General features: G+C 55.8%; 12 protein-coding genes and 2 pseudogenes. 13 read left to right on the top strand and 1 reads right to left on the bottom strand.

Going from position 1 to position 16,212, the window contains the following annotated elements; translation table 11 throughout:
- Positions 1-62 precede the first annotated feature (62 nt).
- The 13 genes and pseudogenes from CTP10_RS40525 to CTP10_RS40470 all read left to right on the top strand — a co-directional run bounded on the left by CTP10_RS40525 (position 63) and on the right by CTP10_RS40470 (position 15,127).
- Positions 63-1,343: an MFS transporter gene (locus CTP10_RS40525; protein WP_116323557.1), complete on the top strand. Its 1,281-nt coding sequence runs from the start codon at positions 63-65 to the stop codon at positions 1,341-1,343.
- A 252-nt stretch (positions 1,344-1,595) separates the two neighbouring features.
- Positions 1,596-2,024, top strand: a complete 429-nt coding sequence (locus CTP10_RS40520) for a YidH family protein (protein ID WP_334223345.1) — start codon at positions 1,596-1,598, stop codon at positions 2,022-2,024.
- A complete protein-coding gene (locus CTP10_RS40515) occupies positions 2,021-2,326 on the top strand; it encodes a DUF202 domain-containing protein (protein ID WP_116323558.1) in 306 nt (101 codons plus the stop codon). Before CTP10_RS40520 ends, CTP10_RS40515 begins: the two co-directional genes overlap by 4 nt.
- A gap of 14 nt (positions 2,327-2,340) precedes the next feature.
- Positions 2,341-3,099, top strand: a pseudogene (locus CTP10_RS40510) (IS3-like element ISAzo10 family transposase); the annotation flags it as partial.
- Positions 3,100-3,749: 650 nt separating this feature from the next.
- A complete protein-coding gene (locus tag CTP10_RS40505) occupies positions 3,750-5,108 on the top strand; it encodes an NAD(P)/FAD-dependent oxidoreductase (RefSeq protein ID WP_147316325.1) in 1,359 nt (452 codons plus the stop codon).
- A 27-nt stretch (positions 5,109-5,135) separates the two neighbouring features.
- Positions 5,136-5,456, top strand: a complete 321-nt coding sequence (locus tag CTP10_RS40500) for a 2Fe-2S iron-sulfur cluster-binding protein (RefSeq protein ID WP_116323560.1) — start codon at positions 5,136-5,138, stop codon at positions 5,454-5,456.
- 159 nt (positions 5,457-5,615) lie between these two features.
- Positions 5,616-6,887, top strand: coding sequence for a cytochrome P450 (locus CTP10_RS40495; protein WP_116323561.1), 1,272 nt, complete (start codon positions 5,616-5,618; stop codon positions 6,885-6,887).
- 213 nt (positions 6,888-7,100) lie between these two features.
- Positions 7,101-8,348 carry a CaiB/BaiF CoA transferase family protein gene (locus tag CTP10_RS40490; RefSeq protein WP_116323562.1) on the top strand — a complete coding sequence of 416 codons (1,248 nt, stop codon included), beginning with the start codon at positions 7,101-7,103 and terminating at the stop codon, positions 8,346-8,348.
- Positions 8,349-8,391: 43 nt separating this feature from the next.
- Positions 8,392-9,813 (top strand): aldehyde dehydrogenase family protein, encoded by a 1,422-nt coding sequence (locus CTP10_RS40485; RefSeq protein WP_116323563.1) that lies wholly within the window; start codon positions 8,392-8,394, stop codon positions 9,811-9,813.
- A gap of 353 nt (positions 9,814-10,166) precedes the next feature.
- Complete coding sequence (locus CTP10_RS40480; RefSeq protein ID WP_116323564.1) at positions 10,167-11,234, top strand: alcohol dehydrogenase; 1,068 nt, start codon at positions 10,167-10,169, stop codon at positions 11,232-11,234.
- A 302-nt stretch (positions 11,235-11,536) separates the two neighbouring features.
- Positions 11,537-11,749: an SDR family oxidoreductase gene (locus tag CTP10_RS41540; RefSeq protein WP_116323566.1), complete on the top strand. Its 213-nt coding sequence runs from the start codon at positions 11,537-11,539 to the stop codon at positions 11,747-11,749.
- Positions 11,750-11,946: 197 nt separating this feature from the next.
- Positions 11,947-13,128, top strand: coding sequence for a beta-ketothiolase BktB (gene bktB, locus CTP10_RS40475; protein WP_116323567.1), 1,182 nt, complete (start codon positions 11,947-11,949; stop codon positions 13,126-13,128).
- Positions 13,129-13,960: 832 nt separating this feature from the next.
- Positions 13,961-15,127, top strand: a complete 1,167-nt coding sequence (locus tag CTP10_RS40470; protein ID WP_116323568.1) for a porin — start codon at positions 13,961-13,963, stop codon at positions 15,125-15,127.
- A 505-nt stretch (positions 15,128-15,632) separates the two neighbouring features.
- On the opposite strand, the pseudogene CTP10_RS40465 reads toward CTP10_RS40470, so the two are convergent.
- A pseudogene (locus tag CTP10_RS40465) lies at positions 15,633-15,757 on the bottom strand (alpha/beta hydrolase); the annotation flags it as partial.
- Positions 15,758-16,212 lie beyond the last annotated feature (455 nt).

The following is a 16,212-nucleotide window of genomic DNA, read 5'->3' as shown; positions in this document are numbered from 1 at the left end:
TCTACGTGCAGGCCCCGCTTGGCCAATTAAGAGGTGCGGCTGACGACTGGTGAGGGAGCCAGATGAATGATGTTGAACAATCCAGGGTCCTCGTACGCGACTTGCTTACTGAATCGGGTCTAGGCACACGAACTGAACTGTACCGCCAGATAACGACTGCCGACTCTTCTATAGAGTGCTTGTATAGTTGGCATGTACTCTTCTTGACGTTACTAATCGGCTCACTGAGCTTTTCCGCAATCATCTCAATACCGGTGTTGCTGAAGCCAATAGCGAGCGACTGGCACGCGGATGCGCGGGACCTCGCACTGGTTCATGGCTTGGCGATGGTCGGCTCGGGTATCGGGGGGCTAATGCTTGGCAGGATCTTCGATCGTATCGGCTTTTTCCGAATCTCGTTGATCGGTGCGGTAGCGACTGGCGCTGGTCTGTTTCTGGCGTCCCGCGCCTCGACTATCGGCCAGCTTCAACTCGCATATGGCGTTCTGGTAGGTGGACTTGCGCAGGGAGCGTTCTTTGGACCGCTCGTGGCGGCAGTAAGCTTATGGTTTGATAAAAATCGGCCGCTTGCAATGTCCGTTGCAGCTTGCAGCCAAGGGGTTGGCGGGTTGATCGCTCCGCTCTTACTGAGGCTGGGCGCGCAGGCATACGGTTGGCGTGCGACGCTTGCTTGTTTTTCGATCGTCGCGGGCACTCTGATAGCCACAGCCTCGCTGGTCTTTAGGCGTGCACCGCCAGCCCGTTCGCCTGAGCGGGAACTCACAGTGGCACGTGGACGGGCTAATCCTTCTCCACCTTGGCGCTTTGTTGGCTATTGTTTCGGAATTGCACTATTCAACCTTGCTACCTTTCTGGTATTGGGACATCTGGCCGCATATGGCGAAGAGCGAGGCTTCACCACCGTTCATGCGGCATTGCTAATGCCGATGCTGCTAGGGTCCACATTGCCCCTCAGACTCGGGCTCGTCCTACTAAATAGGTGGTGTGGTACGGATCGAATGTTAGCTTTTAGTGGATTCGCCCTGATCACAGGGCTTTGCATGTTACTCACATCAACCACTTATATTGGCATCGGGATTTCGGTCATGGTGATCGGCGTGGGTTTCGGCGTGTACATTCCTGGTTTCGCCGTTGCGGTGCGGGAGATGTTTCCACCGTCGGCGGCAGGGCAGCGAATCGGCGAAGTGTACTTCTGGGGGTTCATCGCATCGGGGCTCGGCAGTTGGCTTGGGGGTGTACTGCGCGACGCGTCGGGAGACTACACACTGAATTTTGTCTGCGCAGCGGGAGTGGCGAGCATTGGACTAATCGTGCAGATGAGCATTTGTATCTTTCGACGCTGATCTCGGATTAGGCATCGTCTTTTGCTTCTGGTGAAGTGGTTCACAACTTTCTCCCGGTATAGCGTGCCAGAATGTCGCGCTCGACTGAGTTGCCGTCGATGAATGGCGCTCCGTAGGTACCGGCTTAGGGCATTCCAACTTGTTTCGCGCGAAGGCCAAGCCCTTGCTCAACATGCGACTCTGTCAATGTGAATAGCGAGTTCATCGTTGTAGCACTGGATTGAGACTGTCCCAATCGTGCCAAGCTTTCACATGAATGATGCAATGTCCCTCGGATTTTTTAACGTTGGACTCAGTGCATCGTACTCAATCCAGGTAAGCATAATGTATAGAAATATCAACAAAGATAAGTGGAGCGGTGAGGACCCAGACTACCGGTTTTCATTGGCAAACGAACGAACTTTCCTCGCGTGGGTTCGCACTGCAATAGCACTTTTGGCTACGGTCGTTGTACTCGACCAGGTAGCCTTGCACACAGCCGACTCGCGCGTGCTGCGCATTTTATGTCTGCTATGCGCGACCACAGCATGCTTAGTTGCAGGGGCTTGCTATTTCAGATGGCGAAAAAATGAATTAGCTATGCGCCTTGCACAAAGCCTTCCGAATGATTTTCTTCAGCCCCTGCTTAGCATCTCAATATTCGCTATAGCTGTGACCCTCACACTATTCGTTGCTCGATGAAAGATCCTGGACTTCAGCCTGAACGAACGGCACTCGCTTGGAGCAGGACAGGCTGGGCATGCCTAGCCGTTGCTGCCTTATGCATACGCACCGTGCTCGGCGAAAATCTACCCGGGCTTCAAGTGACAGGACTGATTGCCTCGAGCCTCTGCTTACTGGTGTTTGCGACCTGTTTCGCCCGCAGCCGTCAACTACGAGAAGGCGTCGTGACATCATATGGTCGGCCGCATCAGTTGGTGTCCCTGTGGCTGTCTCTAATGGCCCTTTACATGGTCATCCTCCTTGTACCCGACGTTCGCTAACCGCGAAAAGGTTGTGGAGGCGGCAGAGGAGATGTCGCCAGGTAGAACTTGAACCTTGGGGGATAGCGGGCGCCAGGTTTGAGGCCGCGCTAGCGACGGCTGCGATGGACGAGGCCAGCAAGAACACCTGGGCACTATGAGAGCGGTGTGTATCCGTAGGCGTTGGAGCAGTAGCGCACTGCCGCCACGCAGGCGCTGGCTGAGCTCGACGATGCGCGCGCCCCCCATCGTGAGACGAAGGGCGATCGGCGCCGCATCAAACAACTTGAGCGCGAGTTGCGCCGCAAGGAGTCGGCGCTGGCCAAAAGTCACCGCCCTGCTGATACTCTTAAAGGAGGCACGAAGGGATCTTCCCTAAGTACGAGGGCGCATGATTGGCCTGGAAGATCGCCAAACGATACTGGGCCATCTCGAAACCGTTCACCCAAGCGGTACTCGCCTGTGCCGGCCTGCCAGGTAGCTGGCATGACCGTGCGCACGCCGCAACGCAGGAATGCCCAAGGAGGCTTGATGGCCGGCGACCGCTGCCCAGGGACCTATGGCCCACGCTAGCGCAGGCGCTGAGCATCGACGAGCGCGAACGCATTCTGGCCGTTGCCAACGAGCGCGCTTTGTCGACACGTCGCGGGCGCGCATCGTGCCCATGCCGGCCGATGAGGTGTCCTACTTGGCAAGCGAATCGAGCTTGGGTCGGCATCAAGAGCGCACCACGGCAACGCGCCAGAATGCTCCAACCCACAACGCACGTGGCCGCCGGGCCGTGCCAACTGTGGGGTATCGGGACATGCGTCGCGGCTCACATAACCTCCGCCAACTGTTTGAGAGCGGCACCATAAGCATCTTTCTAGCCAGCTTTTTCGGAGCACCAGTACGCCGCTATAACTACGCCGCTCGAAGTGAACGTGCTCACACTGATATCGGCTCCAACTATTCATTCCCTTCGAGCGGGAATGAGCACGTGGCTACCGGCGTCTCCTCGTCGTGCAGCCCCCGATGTTGCAGTGCGGTGTGCGCCACCGGCGCCTATAACCTCGACGATCGTTTCAAAGTCATCGAGGCTGTTGTCGAAAACGGTTTGATGGTCTTGCCGCGCAGCCGGAACCTCCGCGTTTTCAACCGGTGTAGCGACATTGGCAGGCACGCCCCAGGGGCCTCGAGACCCGTGAATGGGGTCAGCCGGAACACCACCGATCGTCGCAGAAGTTAGATTCCCGTGTCCGCCGGCAGTCTCCGACCTCCGCTTCATCGACGTGTGCACCTATCCACGTCTTCGTTAAGTGCCCAGGCCTTTACCACAGCGCAAGACGGGCCGCCCGTACGCTTACAGACGCTGGACAACGCGCCTCACCAGTGCAGACGCTCCCCGACTATTCCCTCGTTTCCTCAGATCTCGGACCGGTGCAGAGTTGACGGATGCCCCGACTTGCTCGATCTGAATAGCTGCTTTATGAGTTTTGCTGCATCGCCTTCCCTGGCGCTGGTTAAGATTCGAGACAACTGGCTATGGGAGGGACGAACTATGAGCGATGAAAAATCCGGGGTAGTCATTGTCGGCGGAGGCCACGCGGGCGCAATGACAGCGATTACGTTGCGACAGCTCGGCTACGGGAAAGATATCGAGATCATCGGCATTGAACCGTATGCTCCCTATCAACGCCCGCCGCTTTCCAAGGAATGGCTTTGTTCAAAAGCATCTTGGGCTGCACTCGAAATTAGACCTCTCGAATTCTATGAGAAAAAGCGTATTCGGCTTCGTCTGGGAGCGGAAGTCAGATCAATAGATCCGATTGGTAAACTAGTCACTCTTCATGATCAAACGGAGGTGCGGTACGAGAATCTCGTCTGCGCTCTTGGAGCATCGCCTGTTGTGCTGAGCAGATCGGACAGCAAGCTAGAAGGCGTTCTCACGCTCCGGGATCTAAGCGACGCGCAACGCATGAAGCACGAACTCGAGCGCGCCCGGCGATTAGTCGTTATTGGCGGGGGATTCATCGGCTTAGAGGTCGCAGCATCCGCGCGCCAGCTCGGACTCGACGTGACTTTGGTCGAGAAAGCCGAACGGGTCCTGGCAAGAGTTGCAAGCCCGCGAATTTCGGCGTACGTGCAGGAAAAGCACTCTGCCCAAGGCGTTCGCACGATCTGCGGGCTAGGCGTCGCCAAATATAATAATGTTGCCGGCCGCGTTTCCGGGGTCGTTCTTGATAATGGCGAAGAGCTCGACTGCGACTGCATAGTGGTTGGCATCGGAGCGACGCCAAACGACTCAATTGCAAAACTAGCCGGCGTCGAGTGCAACCACGGAATCGTAGTGGACGCTGAATGTCGCACCAGCGTGCCTCACATATATGGGGTGGGCGACTGCGCGACGGCTAGCGACGATGTTTATGACCCAACACGCCTCCGGTTCGGTAGCCGTTTTGAGAGCATCGCTGCGGCAAACGACCAGGCGAGACGTGCAGCCGCTTCGATTTGCGGAATGCCAGCAGCTACGCCTGAAGTCCCGTGGTTCTGGTCGGATCAATATGACGTGAAGTTCCAAATGGCAGGCTCCGCATCAAATGCCGACCATAGCGTGGTCCGAGGTGACGCCGCCTCTGGTGCTTTCGCAATATTTCACCTGAAAAATGAAATAGTTACTTCTGTCGAAGCAGTTAATAACGCTGGGAGCTTTGTTCTGGGAAAGAGCTTGATCGCCAAGAGGGTGCGAGTCGATCCGATAAGGCTCGCCGATACAAACTCAACATTTGCTTCGGTGGTGGTCACCGGAGAATGCGTGCAATAGAACTACCAAATTCCGAAGGAGATAAAAGTGGCAAAGGCAAAATTTATCGAGCATAACGGCACCGAACATACGGTTGATGTAGAACTCGGCGAGAGCTTGATGAAAGCAGCTCTCAACAATGGAGTTCCTGGTATCGATGGCGACTGCGGCGGTGAGTGCGCGTGCGGTACATGTCACGTATTCATTGATGAAATGTGGTTAGCAAAGCTTGAACCGCGTCATCAACGAGAGAACGAAATGCTGGATTTTGCTGCGGGCTCGAGGCCGAATTCAAGGCTCGCTTGCCAAATCAGCATGCGAGAGGACATCGACGGTATCACCGTACTTTTGCCGATTGGGCAGCACTAGGATGTCTTCTCGGTGGCGTTGGCCATTTCCAGAAGTTCGCAACAAACGTCGGTCGCTGGCTAGCTGGACAGCCAAGCAATGAACGACAGATCGAAGAAGACACGACTGTCTTTGTGCTTGGGCATCAAACAGCGTTTTTTTTAAGATTAGAGGATAGCGATGAACAGCTTGGTGCATCAACTTAAAGAGGAACGACTCGATCCATCGTCGGTAAGTCTGGAGGACATCGATCCTAGCCATCCAGGACACTTCGAAGATGACTCGATTGGTCAGTATCTCGCTCGTTTGCGCAATGAAGCGCCGGTCTTTTTCCGAAAGGGTGGGTATTCGGGCGACTTCTGGTCGGTAACTCGGTATCGGGATATTGTAAAAATCGACTCAAATCACGAGGTATTCTCGTCCCAGACGTTCACCGGCATCACCTTAAACGATCGTCCGCAACATCTTGATCGGCCGGCGTTCATTGCAATGGATCCGCCGAAGCATGACGAACAGCGCAAGGCGGTCAGCCCGATTGTAGCGCCGGAGAACCTATTACGTCTGAAAGATGGTATCCGTATTAGGACAGCCGACGTGCTCGACAATTTGAAGTTCGACACGCCTTTCGATTGGGTGGAAGCCGTTTCAATCGAACTGACCACTCGCATGCTGGCGACTCTTTTTGACTTCCCTTATGAGGACCGATATCGCCTCACTTACTGGTCGGATATTGCCCACATGGACCTCAATGCGGGAGGGCCAATCACGACCGAGCAACAGCGCGACGACGAGCTTGCAAAAATGTTGGAAGTCTTTACCAGGCTTTGGAAGGAGCGAGGGTCAAAGCCGATGGCGCCGGACCTTATTTCGATGATGGCACACGCTGATGCTACAAAGAACTTGCCTGATACGCCGCGTGAATTTCTGGGCAACCTCCAACTCCTAATCGTTGGAGGAAACGACACGACTCGTAACACCATGAGCGCCTCCGTGTACTTCCTGGATAAGTATGCTTCGGAGGGAAGAAAGCTGCGCGCAAATCCAACGCTGATTCCTAGCATGGTATCGGAAGTGATTCGGTATCAGACACCGCTTACCCACATGAAGAGGGTAGCGAAGCAGGATACGACCTTCGGAGGGAAAAGAATCCGCGAGGGAGATCGTGTTGTTATGTGGTATCTCTCAGGAAACAGAGACGAGGAGGTTATTTCAAATCCGGATATCTTCTGTATCGACCGCCCCAACCCGCGGCAGCATCTTTCGTTTGGATTCGGCATTCATCGGTGCGTCGGCAACCGGCTTGCTGAACTCCAATTGCAGATCCTGTGGGAGGAGATGCTGAAACGTGACATGCAAGTCGAGGTGCTTGAAGAACCGCAGCGCACATACTCAAATATCATTCACGGCTTTAACTCGATGAAAGTGCGGCTGAAAAGGTGGGGCGAAGAATGAAGACGCACCTAAGGTTGATCGTTGAGGAAATCGTGCTGCCATATATGGCCGCGATGGCGCTATGTCGGGGGTGAGACGTACAAGGGACTGCGCTTCCCTTGTTTGAGGAACTTCGCCTAGCTTCCCGTAGGAAAATGCACATAAGGTAAGAAATTTCAACGCTTTGCTTTAAAGTGCGCAGAGCCGACTGCTGTTCATCTGACATAGAAATTCATGGAGACGATTGTGCATAGCGAAGGATTCGTACAGTCCGCATCAGATCTTTCCTGTGGACCACTGAAGGGAATCAAGGTTCTTGATATCGCCACGGTAATCGCCGGGCCGCTTTCCGCGACGTTGCTAGCCGACCTTGGTGCAGAGGTGCTTAAGGTCGAGATGCCACACAGCGGCGATCATCTGCGTTATCTCCCCCCGCACAAAGACGGCATCCCGCTTTGGCACAAGGTGGTGAACCGTAATAAGAAGGGAATTACACTCGACCTTCGTACTCCGGAAGGCCTGTCGCTTCTTGAGGAACTTCTCGCCTCTCAAGATGTGCTGGTCGAGAATTTTCGTCCAGGAACGCTCGAGAGGTGGGGACTGTCCAGTGAGCGAATTTTCTCAATCAATCCCCATTTGATTGTTCTACGGGTCACCGGCTTCGGACAAACTGGACCGTACTGTGGCAAGCCGGGCTTCGCACGCATCTTCGAAGGCCTTTCCGGCTTCACGAATATCTGTGGTTCAGCCGATGGTCCGCCTATGTACCCAGGCTACCCGGTTTCTGACTCCTTGACGGGCGTGTTTGGCGCGATGGCGATCGCTGCCGCACTTCATCACAGAGACCGCCATCCAGACCGACCGGGCCAAGAGATCGATCTGTCAGCAACAGAGGCAATGTTTCGGATAATCGACTTCATGGCTATCGAATATGACCAGCTTGGACACATCCGAAAGCGTTCAGGAAACCTAAGTGCGTACTCAGCGCCCAGCGACGTCTACCGGACAAGCGACAACAAGTGGATTGGGCTGGCCGTCAGTGCTCCGACCGTCTTCTCGCGCCTGGCTCACGCATTGGATCGGGAAGAGTGGCTGACAGACGATCGGTTTAGCACCAACGTGGCCCGACTGGAAAACCGTGACGAAATTGAGAAACAGGTGCGGGATTGGTTTCTAGCGCGCACCGCCGGCGAGGTCGCGCGCACGCTTACTGATCACGATGTGTCATTCAGCCAGATTTACGACATTAAGGACATTTTTGAAGATCCTCACTTTGCAGCCAGAGAGGCGGTAGTTAGTGTTCAAGACTCAGATTTTGGCACCGTGCGGATGCAGAATGTCGTGCCTAAGTTCTCTCATACGCCAGGGCGGGTATGGCGATCAGGTCCGTCACTGGGTGAGCATAATCAAGAGATACTTGGGGACCTGCTTGGGTATGGTAAAGAAGAGATAGATCATCTCATCGCACAACGTGTAATTTAAAACTACGCCAACCAATCGCTTTATGATTTAAATCGGATAAGATATGAGTACTACTTTTGATGTAATTAGTCCGGTAAGCGGAGAGACGGTAAATACACTTACTGCAGCATCTGATCAAGAGATCAACGATGCGGTTCAATTAGCTATTCGCGCTCAGAAAGTATGGGCTGCGATGACACCGGAAGTGCGTAGCGAGCGGCTTTGGGCATGGGGCGCATTGATCGAGAAACATTATGAGGAGATTGCACGGCTCGACACCAGTTGCACGGGAAAGGTTCTCCGTGATGCGCGTGTAGATGCGCGACGCGGTGCCCGTCATGCAAGATACTGGGCAGGCATGACCGATAAGATCTACGGTCAACAGCTTGCCGATATTACCGGACGATTGTCTTATACGAAGCGAGAGCCACTTGGCGCTTACCTGGTCATTTTGCCGTGGAATGCCCCCGCGCACTCTTTCATGGCGCGTGCCACTCCTCCTTTGGCCTGCGGGAACAGCGTGATCGTGAAGCCTTCCGAGCTTTCACCCCTTTCCGCGTCACGGCTCGTCAGTCTGTCTTTGGAGGCGGGCATTCCCGAAGGAGTTTTGCAGGTCGTACATGGTACTGGAGAGGTCGGTGGAGCCCTTTCGGCGCATCCGGGAATTCGTGGAATTTCGTTCACGGGGTCGCCGGGAACAGGTCGTCGGATCCTTCATGCCGCAGCCGACACCTTTAAGAAGGTGACGCTCGAGTTGGGTGGTAAGTCTCCAATTGTCGTCTTTCCTGACGCTGACCTCGATTCGGCAGCCCGAGCGGTGGTGATGGGAATTGCGGCAAACGCTGGGCAAATCTGCGCCGCGAGCAGCAGGCTCATTGTCCATCGTGAAATTGCGAGCCATTTTGTGTCTGAATTGCGGGAGCGATTCAGCCGCATTGTGGTTGGCGACCCGAATGACGAAAGTACACAGGTTGGTCCTATCGTCTGCCGCCGACAGTTCGATCATGTCATGGGACTTATTGACAGGGGTGTCCGGCAGGGTGCGACGCTGGTGACAGGAGGCGGCAAGCCTCAGCACCTCCGCGATGACCGAGGTCTATATGTGGCACCCACGCTTCTTGACCTTGGTGATCGAGATCTGGACGTCGGTCGCGCTGAAGTGTTCGGTCCTGTTCTAACCGTCTCACGCTTTGACACTGAGGAAGATGCGACCACGCTCGCCAATGAGACCGAGTACGGCTTGGCTGCATACGTGTGGACGTCAGACGCAGGGCGACTCGTACGCATGATGGACGCTATCGATGCGGGCGTCGTGCATGGCAACAGTACATTGGTGATGGACTCCGGTTTGCCCTTTGGCGGCTTTAAATCAAGCGGACTCGGCGGAGCCTTTGGTATTGACGCGATCGAAGGCTGCACGCAAACAAAACGGTACACGATTCGGACTGGGGTAGGTCAGTTGCCCCAGCTTTGGGATGGCGTCTGATAGGCCAGAAAAGCACCGTCCGAGAAGCGGAGAAGACTCATGGATGAGGAAACTCGGCTCCCTTCCAGGTCCGGTCGTCCTCTCGCGGGTCAAACTGCATTCGCGGACAAGCATCAACGGGGCTCCTGTAGGGAACAAAGCACCTTCTTGGAGCCCAGACTGACGATGCGCTGCGCGACGTCCGTTCGGAGCACGCGTGACGAAGCTGTGATTGAAAGCCGGGACTTGATCATCATTGATCGAGATAATCGACATCAACATTTTCTCTTTGAACTCGTCTAACTGTTTCGTTGGAAGCGGCGACTTCTAAAGAGTCACCTGTTTTAAAGAAGATAGAGGCAGTGGAGGAAAAAATGATTAGCTACGATATTATTGAACATGGCGAACCGCTGCAGAAAGTGCTTCGTCGCACCCCGGAGCCAGGGCCGGGTGAAATTCTTATGCGTATCACTCACTCTGGCGTCTGCCATTCGGACGTTCACATCTGGGATGGCTATTTTGATCTCGGAGCCGACAAACGCTCCTACGTGAAGGACCGAGGCTGCGTTCCCCCATTTACATTGGGGCACGAGCCGCTCGGTATTGTGCAGAAGGTGGGGGAAGGGGTAAATGACGTCAGTGCCGGCCACACGTACTTGGTATATCCATGGATCGGATGCGGGCGCTGCGCCGTCTGTGAGTCGGGTCAGGAGAATTTTTGCGTGACGGCTCCGCAGTTTATTGGTGCTTTTAGGAGCGGTGCCTATGCTAGTCACCTCCTGGTGCCGGATGCTAAGTATTTGGTCGATGTGTCTGGCATCGACGAGGGCTTTGCTGCGACGCTCGCCTGCTCTGGGCTAACGGCATACAGCGCCTCCGCCAAACTTCCGGCATTGTCGACACGGGACTACGTGGCAGTCGTGGGTTGTGGCGGCCTCGGCCTAGTATGCATCTCCATACTGAGGGCGAAAGGTGTGAGGAACATCGTAGCTTGCGACATTGACGATGCGAAGCTCGCTGCAGCCCGTGAGCAGGGCGCAGCATTCACGGTAAACACCCGCAAATCTGATGCTGGAGAGAACCTAGCTTCAATTGTGGATGGCGCTCTTGCTGGGGCAATCGATTTTGTCGGAACCCCGGAGACAGCTCAGTTTGCAATGAACGGATTGCGAAAGGGAGGGCGCGTCGTTGTCGTCGGACTATACGGTGGCGAGCTTCGACTTCCATTGCCCCCTTTTGCTCAGCGGGCAGTCGGCCTTGTAGGATCGTATGTCGGTACATTGGAAGAGCTGCGGGAGCTCGTGGACTTGGCTAAGAGCGGAAAGCTTACACCTCTGCCAGTGAACCTTCGGCCAAGTGACGAAGTGAGCCACATTCTTGCGGAACTAAAGGCCGGGACGGTGGTGGGGCGCGTTGTCATGCGTATGGCAGATAGCGAGTGACCCGACGGCCTCGTTGAGGCTGACATCGACTTCGCCAATCATCAGGTCGGTGGGAATACCCTAGTGCGCCGGTCATGGGGCAACCTGGCCGGTTCGCGCTGGGGCCTTCGTGGAACGGAGGGTCTTGGGTTCGTGCAGGTCGTCAACAGCGCAGGCATCGTTCATCAGTCATCTGCAATGGAGACATCAGGGGACTGTTGGGCCCAGACACTCGAGGTCAACCTGACCGGAGTCTGGAGGATGACCCGCTCTTTTGCACCACTTGTAAAGTGGTACTGGGCAGCCGGGAAACGTCATAAACATTGCGTCCAATTTGGGTCTTCGCGTCGCCAGCAGGTGATTGCTGCACCGTATGCAAAGCGGGCGCTGTCCAAATGACGAAGGCATTGGCCCTTGAGCTTGCCCGGATGGGGATCCGGGTTGATGCCATCGCTCCAAGCTCTTTGAGACGTGGCTCAACCAAAAGTTCTTTCAGTCGGACGCCGGCGCCAAGTTCGTCAAGCGTATTCCGATGAGAAGGCTCGGTCAGCTCGATGAGCTTAATGGTTCGATGATTCTGTTGGCCTCCGACGCTCGCCATTCATGAACGGCGCGGTGCCTAGCAGTGGACAATGGTCATTTCGTCAGCGGCTGTTACGCTGAAGCAACAAACGCGTTAAACACAATTGTTTTCTCGAACGGTGGCGCTCGAGCGCCGAAAAATGGAGTTGTCATGTCCAACGAAGTAGTGGTTCTCAGCGCGGTTCGCACCGCAATCGGCGATTTTGGCAAATCGTTGGCTTCGATGTCCCCAACCGGCCTGGGAGCGCTAGTTGTGCGGGCGGCGCTCAAGCGCGCGGAGCTGAGCGGCGACAAGGTCGACCAGATTGTGTTCGGAAATGTCATCCACACGGAGCCGGCGGACATGTACCTGGCCCGAGTAGCCGGTATGGAGGGCGGCCTGTCGGAGCATTCTTCGGCGTTGACGGTCAACCGCCTGTGCGGTTCTGGCCTGCAGGCGGTTGTCTCGGCCTCGCAATCCCTGGCACTGGGTGACGCTGAATACGTGGTGGCCGGTGGCGCGGAAAGTATGTCGCGCGCGGCTTATTCTTTGCTCGACGCTCGTTGGGGCACTCGTATGGGAGATTCGAAGGTCGTCGACATGATGGTCGGTGCACTGACGGACCCATTCGAGAAGTACCACATGGGCCAAACGGCCGAAAACGTCGCGGCGAAGTTCTCCATCTCGCGTGAAGCACAGGATGTGCTAGCACTGGAATCGCATCGCCGAGCCGCGGCGGCGAATGCCGCAGGGTATTTCAAGTCCCAGATTGTCCCCGTTCCTGTTCGCCAGAAGAAGGAGGTGGTGCTGTTCGACACTGACGAGCACGTCCGTGACGACCTCTCGCCTCAGGACCTCGGCAAACTGAAGCCTGCGTTCTCGGCTACCGGTACGGTCACCGCCGGCAACGCATCGGGCCTGAACGACGGTGCTGCGGCAGTGGTCTTGGCCACCGCGGAAGCGGCGAGCCGAGACGGGCATCGGCCGATCGCGAAGCTGGTCTCGTACGCGCACGCTGGCGTTGCCCCGGCCTACATGGGAATCGCCCCTGTCCCTGCGGTTCGGCTGGCTCTTGCGCGGGCCGAGTTGTCCTTGGACGATATCGACGTCATCGAGGCCAACGAAGCTTTCGCCGCTCAGGCATGCGCAGTGGCACGCGAGCTTGGTTTCAATCCCGAGAAGGTCAATCCGAACGGCTCTGGCATTTCCCTTGGCCATCCCATCGGCGCAACGGGAGCCATTCTCGTGACGAAAGCTGTGCACGAACTGCAGCGTGTCCAGGGACGGTATGCACTGGTCACCATGTGCATCGGGGGCGGGCAGGGCATTGCCGCTGTGTTCGAACGCTGCTAGTACAATATCCCTTGAATAGCGGGAATAAATAATCACCTGGGGGCGTGCCGGGATAAAGCCGGAAATGAGACATAGCGGAAGCTGGACCGGTTTTCTGCCGGCCGACAGCGTCGTGTAGTAGCTTGCGAACCTCTGCCGAGAGGCTGTCGGATAGGGGTAGCCTTGATTTCGGTGCATGTATGGACCCGACGCTTTTTTGCCAGCCTCTTTTTAGTGTGAAGAGCTGTCTGCACGCATGTATCCGGCTTGCCTGTTGGGCGAGAGCCAAGGCACACCCACAGCCTCGATGAGATCCGCGCATCCTCTCGACCGCCGCGCAGTTGTAGCCACCTGGTGCACCAGAGAAGTTCGTCATCAATCCTCACAATCAAGGCACCGCGGTCAGCCGTGAAGCTAATTGTATCAATAAGAGTGCATCGCCGCACATTCGATTGGTAACCGATTTTTCATACTGGGTTTCATTCGAATAGAGAAGCGCGTCGGTGTAGCCGGCGTGTCTCATCAAAATCGGCTGCGTACGTAGTTCCTAGCAGGACGTGCCCGCGAACAATCGCGGTACTGCAGAGAAGATGACTGCAGCGCAGGACTGAACTCTTGGCAAACTCTGTCCGGCTCCAAGTTGACCGCGATTGTCGGGACAATTTATTAATCGCGTAAATTTGTTTTTTGCGTGGGAATCCTTCGGCCGTTCTAAATCAACTTCGCCTACAGACAGTGAATATTGACAAGCCTTGTCTGACATGTGCGAGGAACCGTAGGCATTATATTGGTTCAGACATTTGCAGCGTCTTTACGGTGTATCAATAACTATTAATTTGGAGGAGCAGTTTTAATGAAAGAAAAATTTATCTCGTGCGGTGTGGCAGTGTCAGCCGTCCTTTCGGCGAATGCCTTCGCGCAGTCGAACGTGACCCTGTACGGCGTTGTCGACGCCAACATCGAGTACGTGAATCATATCGGCAACGTGCCTTCTGCAACCAATCAGTTCAACGCCGGTCCTTCGCATGATGTGGTCCGCATGAATCCTGGTGGCTTCTCCGGTTCGCGATGGGGTCTGCGTGGAACGGAAGACCTCGGGAACAATATCAAGAGCGTATTTGTGCTGGAAAGTGGCTTTGGGTCTGACACGGGTACTTTCCAACAGGGCGGTCGTCTCTTTGGCCGTCAAGCGTTCGTGGGTCTACAGAGCACGAGGTGGGGGCAATTGACCTTTGGGCGCCAGTACACTTCCATGTTTGATGGGCTAGCTAGCTTCGTTCCTGCTGCCTTCGCTACGCAGTACGAACCCACCGTTCTGGTCGCAGGGGCAAACTACCGTGAGGACAACATTATCAAGTACTCGGGACGATTCGGCCCCGTCACGGTGGGTGCACACTACTCCGTCGGCGCAGGCTTGGCTCTGCCGGCGGCGGTGGGCGTGGCCACGCCGATTGGGGGAACCGGCGAAAATCCTGCGTCTGCTCGTCGTGACTCAGCCTATGGGGCGGCCGTGACGTATGCGTCAGGCGCTTTCGGCGCAACGGCCGGCTACGACCAATGGAATCCGACCATCGGAACAAGCAGCGGGACGGTGAAAAAGGCGCTCGTCGCGGCGAGCTACAGCCTCGGCGTGGCTAAGGTCATGGGCGGCTATCGCTGGGGACAAAACAAGAATTCGTCAGGCACGACGATTCAGAGGGACGATTACTACTGGATCGGGGGCAATTACCAACTGACCCCCTCGGTCGGCCTGACGCTGGAGTACAGCTACGACAACATGAAGAGCTACTTTGGTACGAATAGCCCGAATCCGTGGCAGGTCCTTTTCTTGGCTAACTACGCCATCTCAAAGCGCACCGATGCCTATCTGACGAGTGCATTCGGGAAGAATGCGGGGTTAATGCTCGAGTCCGGTGCCACGATATATGCAAACAGCTTGTCGCTGGGCAGTAGTTACGTCCTGGCCAATGGCCAGAGCACTATGTTTGGTGCGGCGGTGGGCATTCGTCACAAATTCTAAAACGTCGGTCATCCATGCAAGCCTTCTCCTGATTTAACCCGGGTGGACGGCGGCCACGTACTTGAGCCGTCCACACAGGTGTCACTGGGGTACGCCGAGCTAACTAAGGTATTTTCGCGCACCAGTAGCGTGCTACGCCAGTTGAGCTTCAGCTTGTACGTGCTTACGCGCGAAGTTGAGGCTAACACCCCGGGGCATAGCGCGCTGAGGCCGTGATCGCAGTTGCGAATGCTGGTGGCATCTCATGGCGTTCGCGCGTGCCGGTGCAACCTCCTTTCTGGCCGGCCAAGTCACCCTCGACAAGGCGTGGACGGCCGACTCAGCCCCGCCGAAGCGCGGTAGTTCTCGGCCATCTACTCACCTGGTGCGCCCCGCCAGCATCTACCGTGATCGCGCCCGTACTTTCAGGCGTCGTCGGATTGACATGGTCGACAACCGCGAGCCCGATTGTGAGACGCACAGTGTGGGTGTCTATTAAATTGTCGTATAGGATGGGGGGTGCCGTCATGGCTCCGCGCAAGTAGAGATCCGGGTCGGCGGGGATCAGGGTCTCAGGTAACGGCGTCGGGCGGATCAGGAAGAACCAGTGCCAGTGGTGCGTGCGAACTCGAGCGACGTCTGCTCGTACATGGGCGCGCAACCAGTGTGGAGTCTGCCGGCACTCCTTATCGGATGGGCGGGGCATTATCGGTGAACGAAACATGTCAGTGACATGATCACCGGTGAGAACTTGAAGCGAAACGGGATGTTGCGCCTTGAAGTCGTCCAGCCATAGCGGCTAGTGACGGTTTTATTCTTCGCCGACGTGCTAAAAGGCGTCTGATTATTAAGTAGTTTTTTGCTTGCCAGCAAAAAAATGTTGTCACCGAAAATGACACAAATGTGCTGACATGCCAGCCATGGTGCGGAACTGCTCAAGAGATTCGTCCGCTGGCCGAGCATATTGCTGCGGGTACTGGCTGAGTTGTCACGACTCTTGTGTCACCACTGAGTATTCATGCGGGATACCGGCCCATGTGTCATCAACTTTGCGTCCTGAATGTCATCAGTTTTGTGTCAACAGCCGATCAACTTTGCGTCCTGAA

This window comes from Cupriavidus sp. P-10 (genome assembly GCF_003402535.2).
In the GTDB taxonomy this organism is placed as follows: domain Bacteria; phylum Pseudomonadota; class Gammaproteobacteria; order Burkholderiales; family Burkholderiaceae; genus Cupriavidus.
The sequence above is the reverse complement of the archived record's forward strand: the minus strand, read 5'-3'. Positions and strand labels throughout refer to the sequence as shown.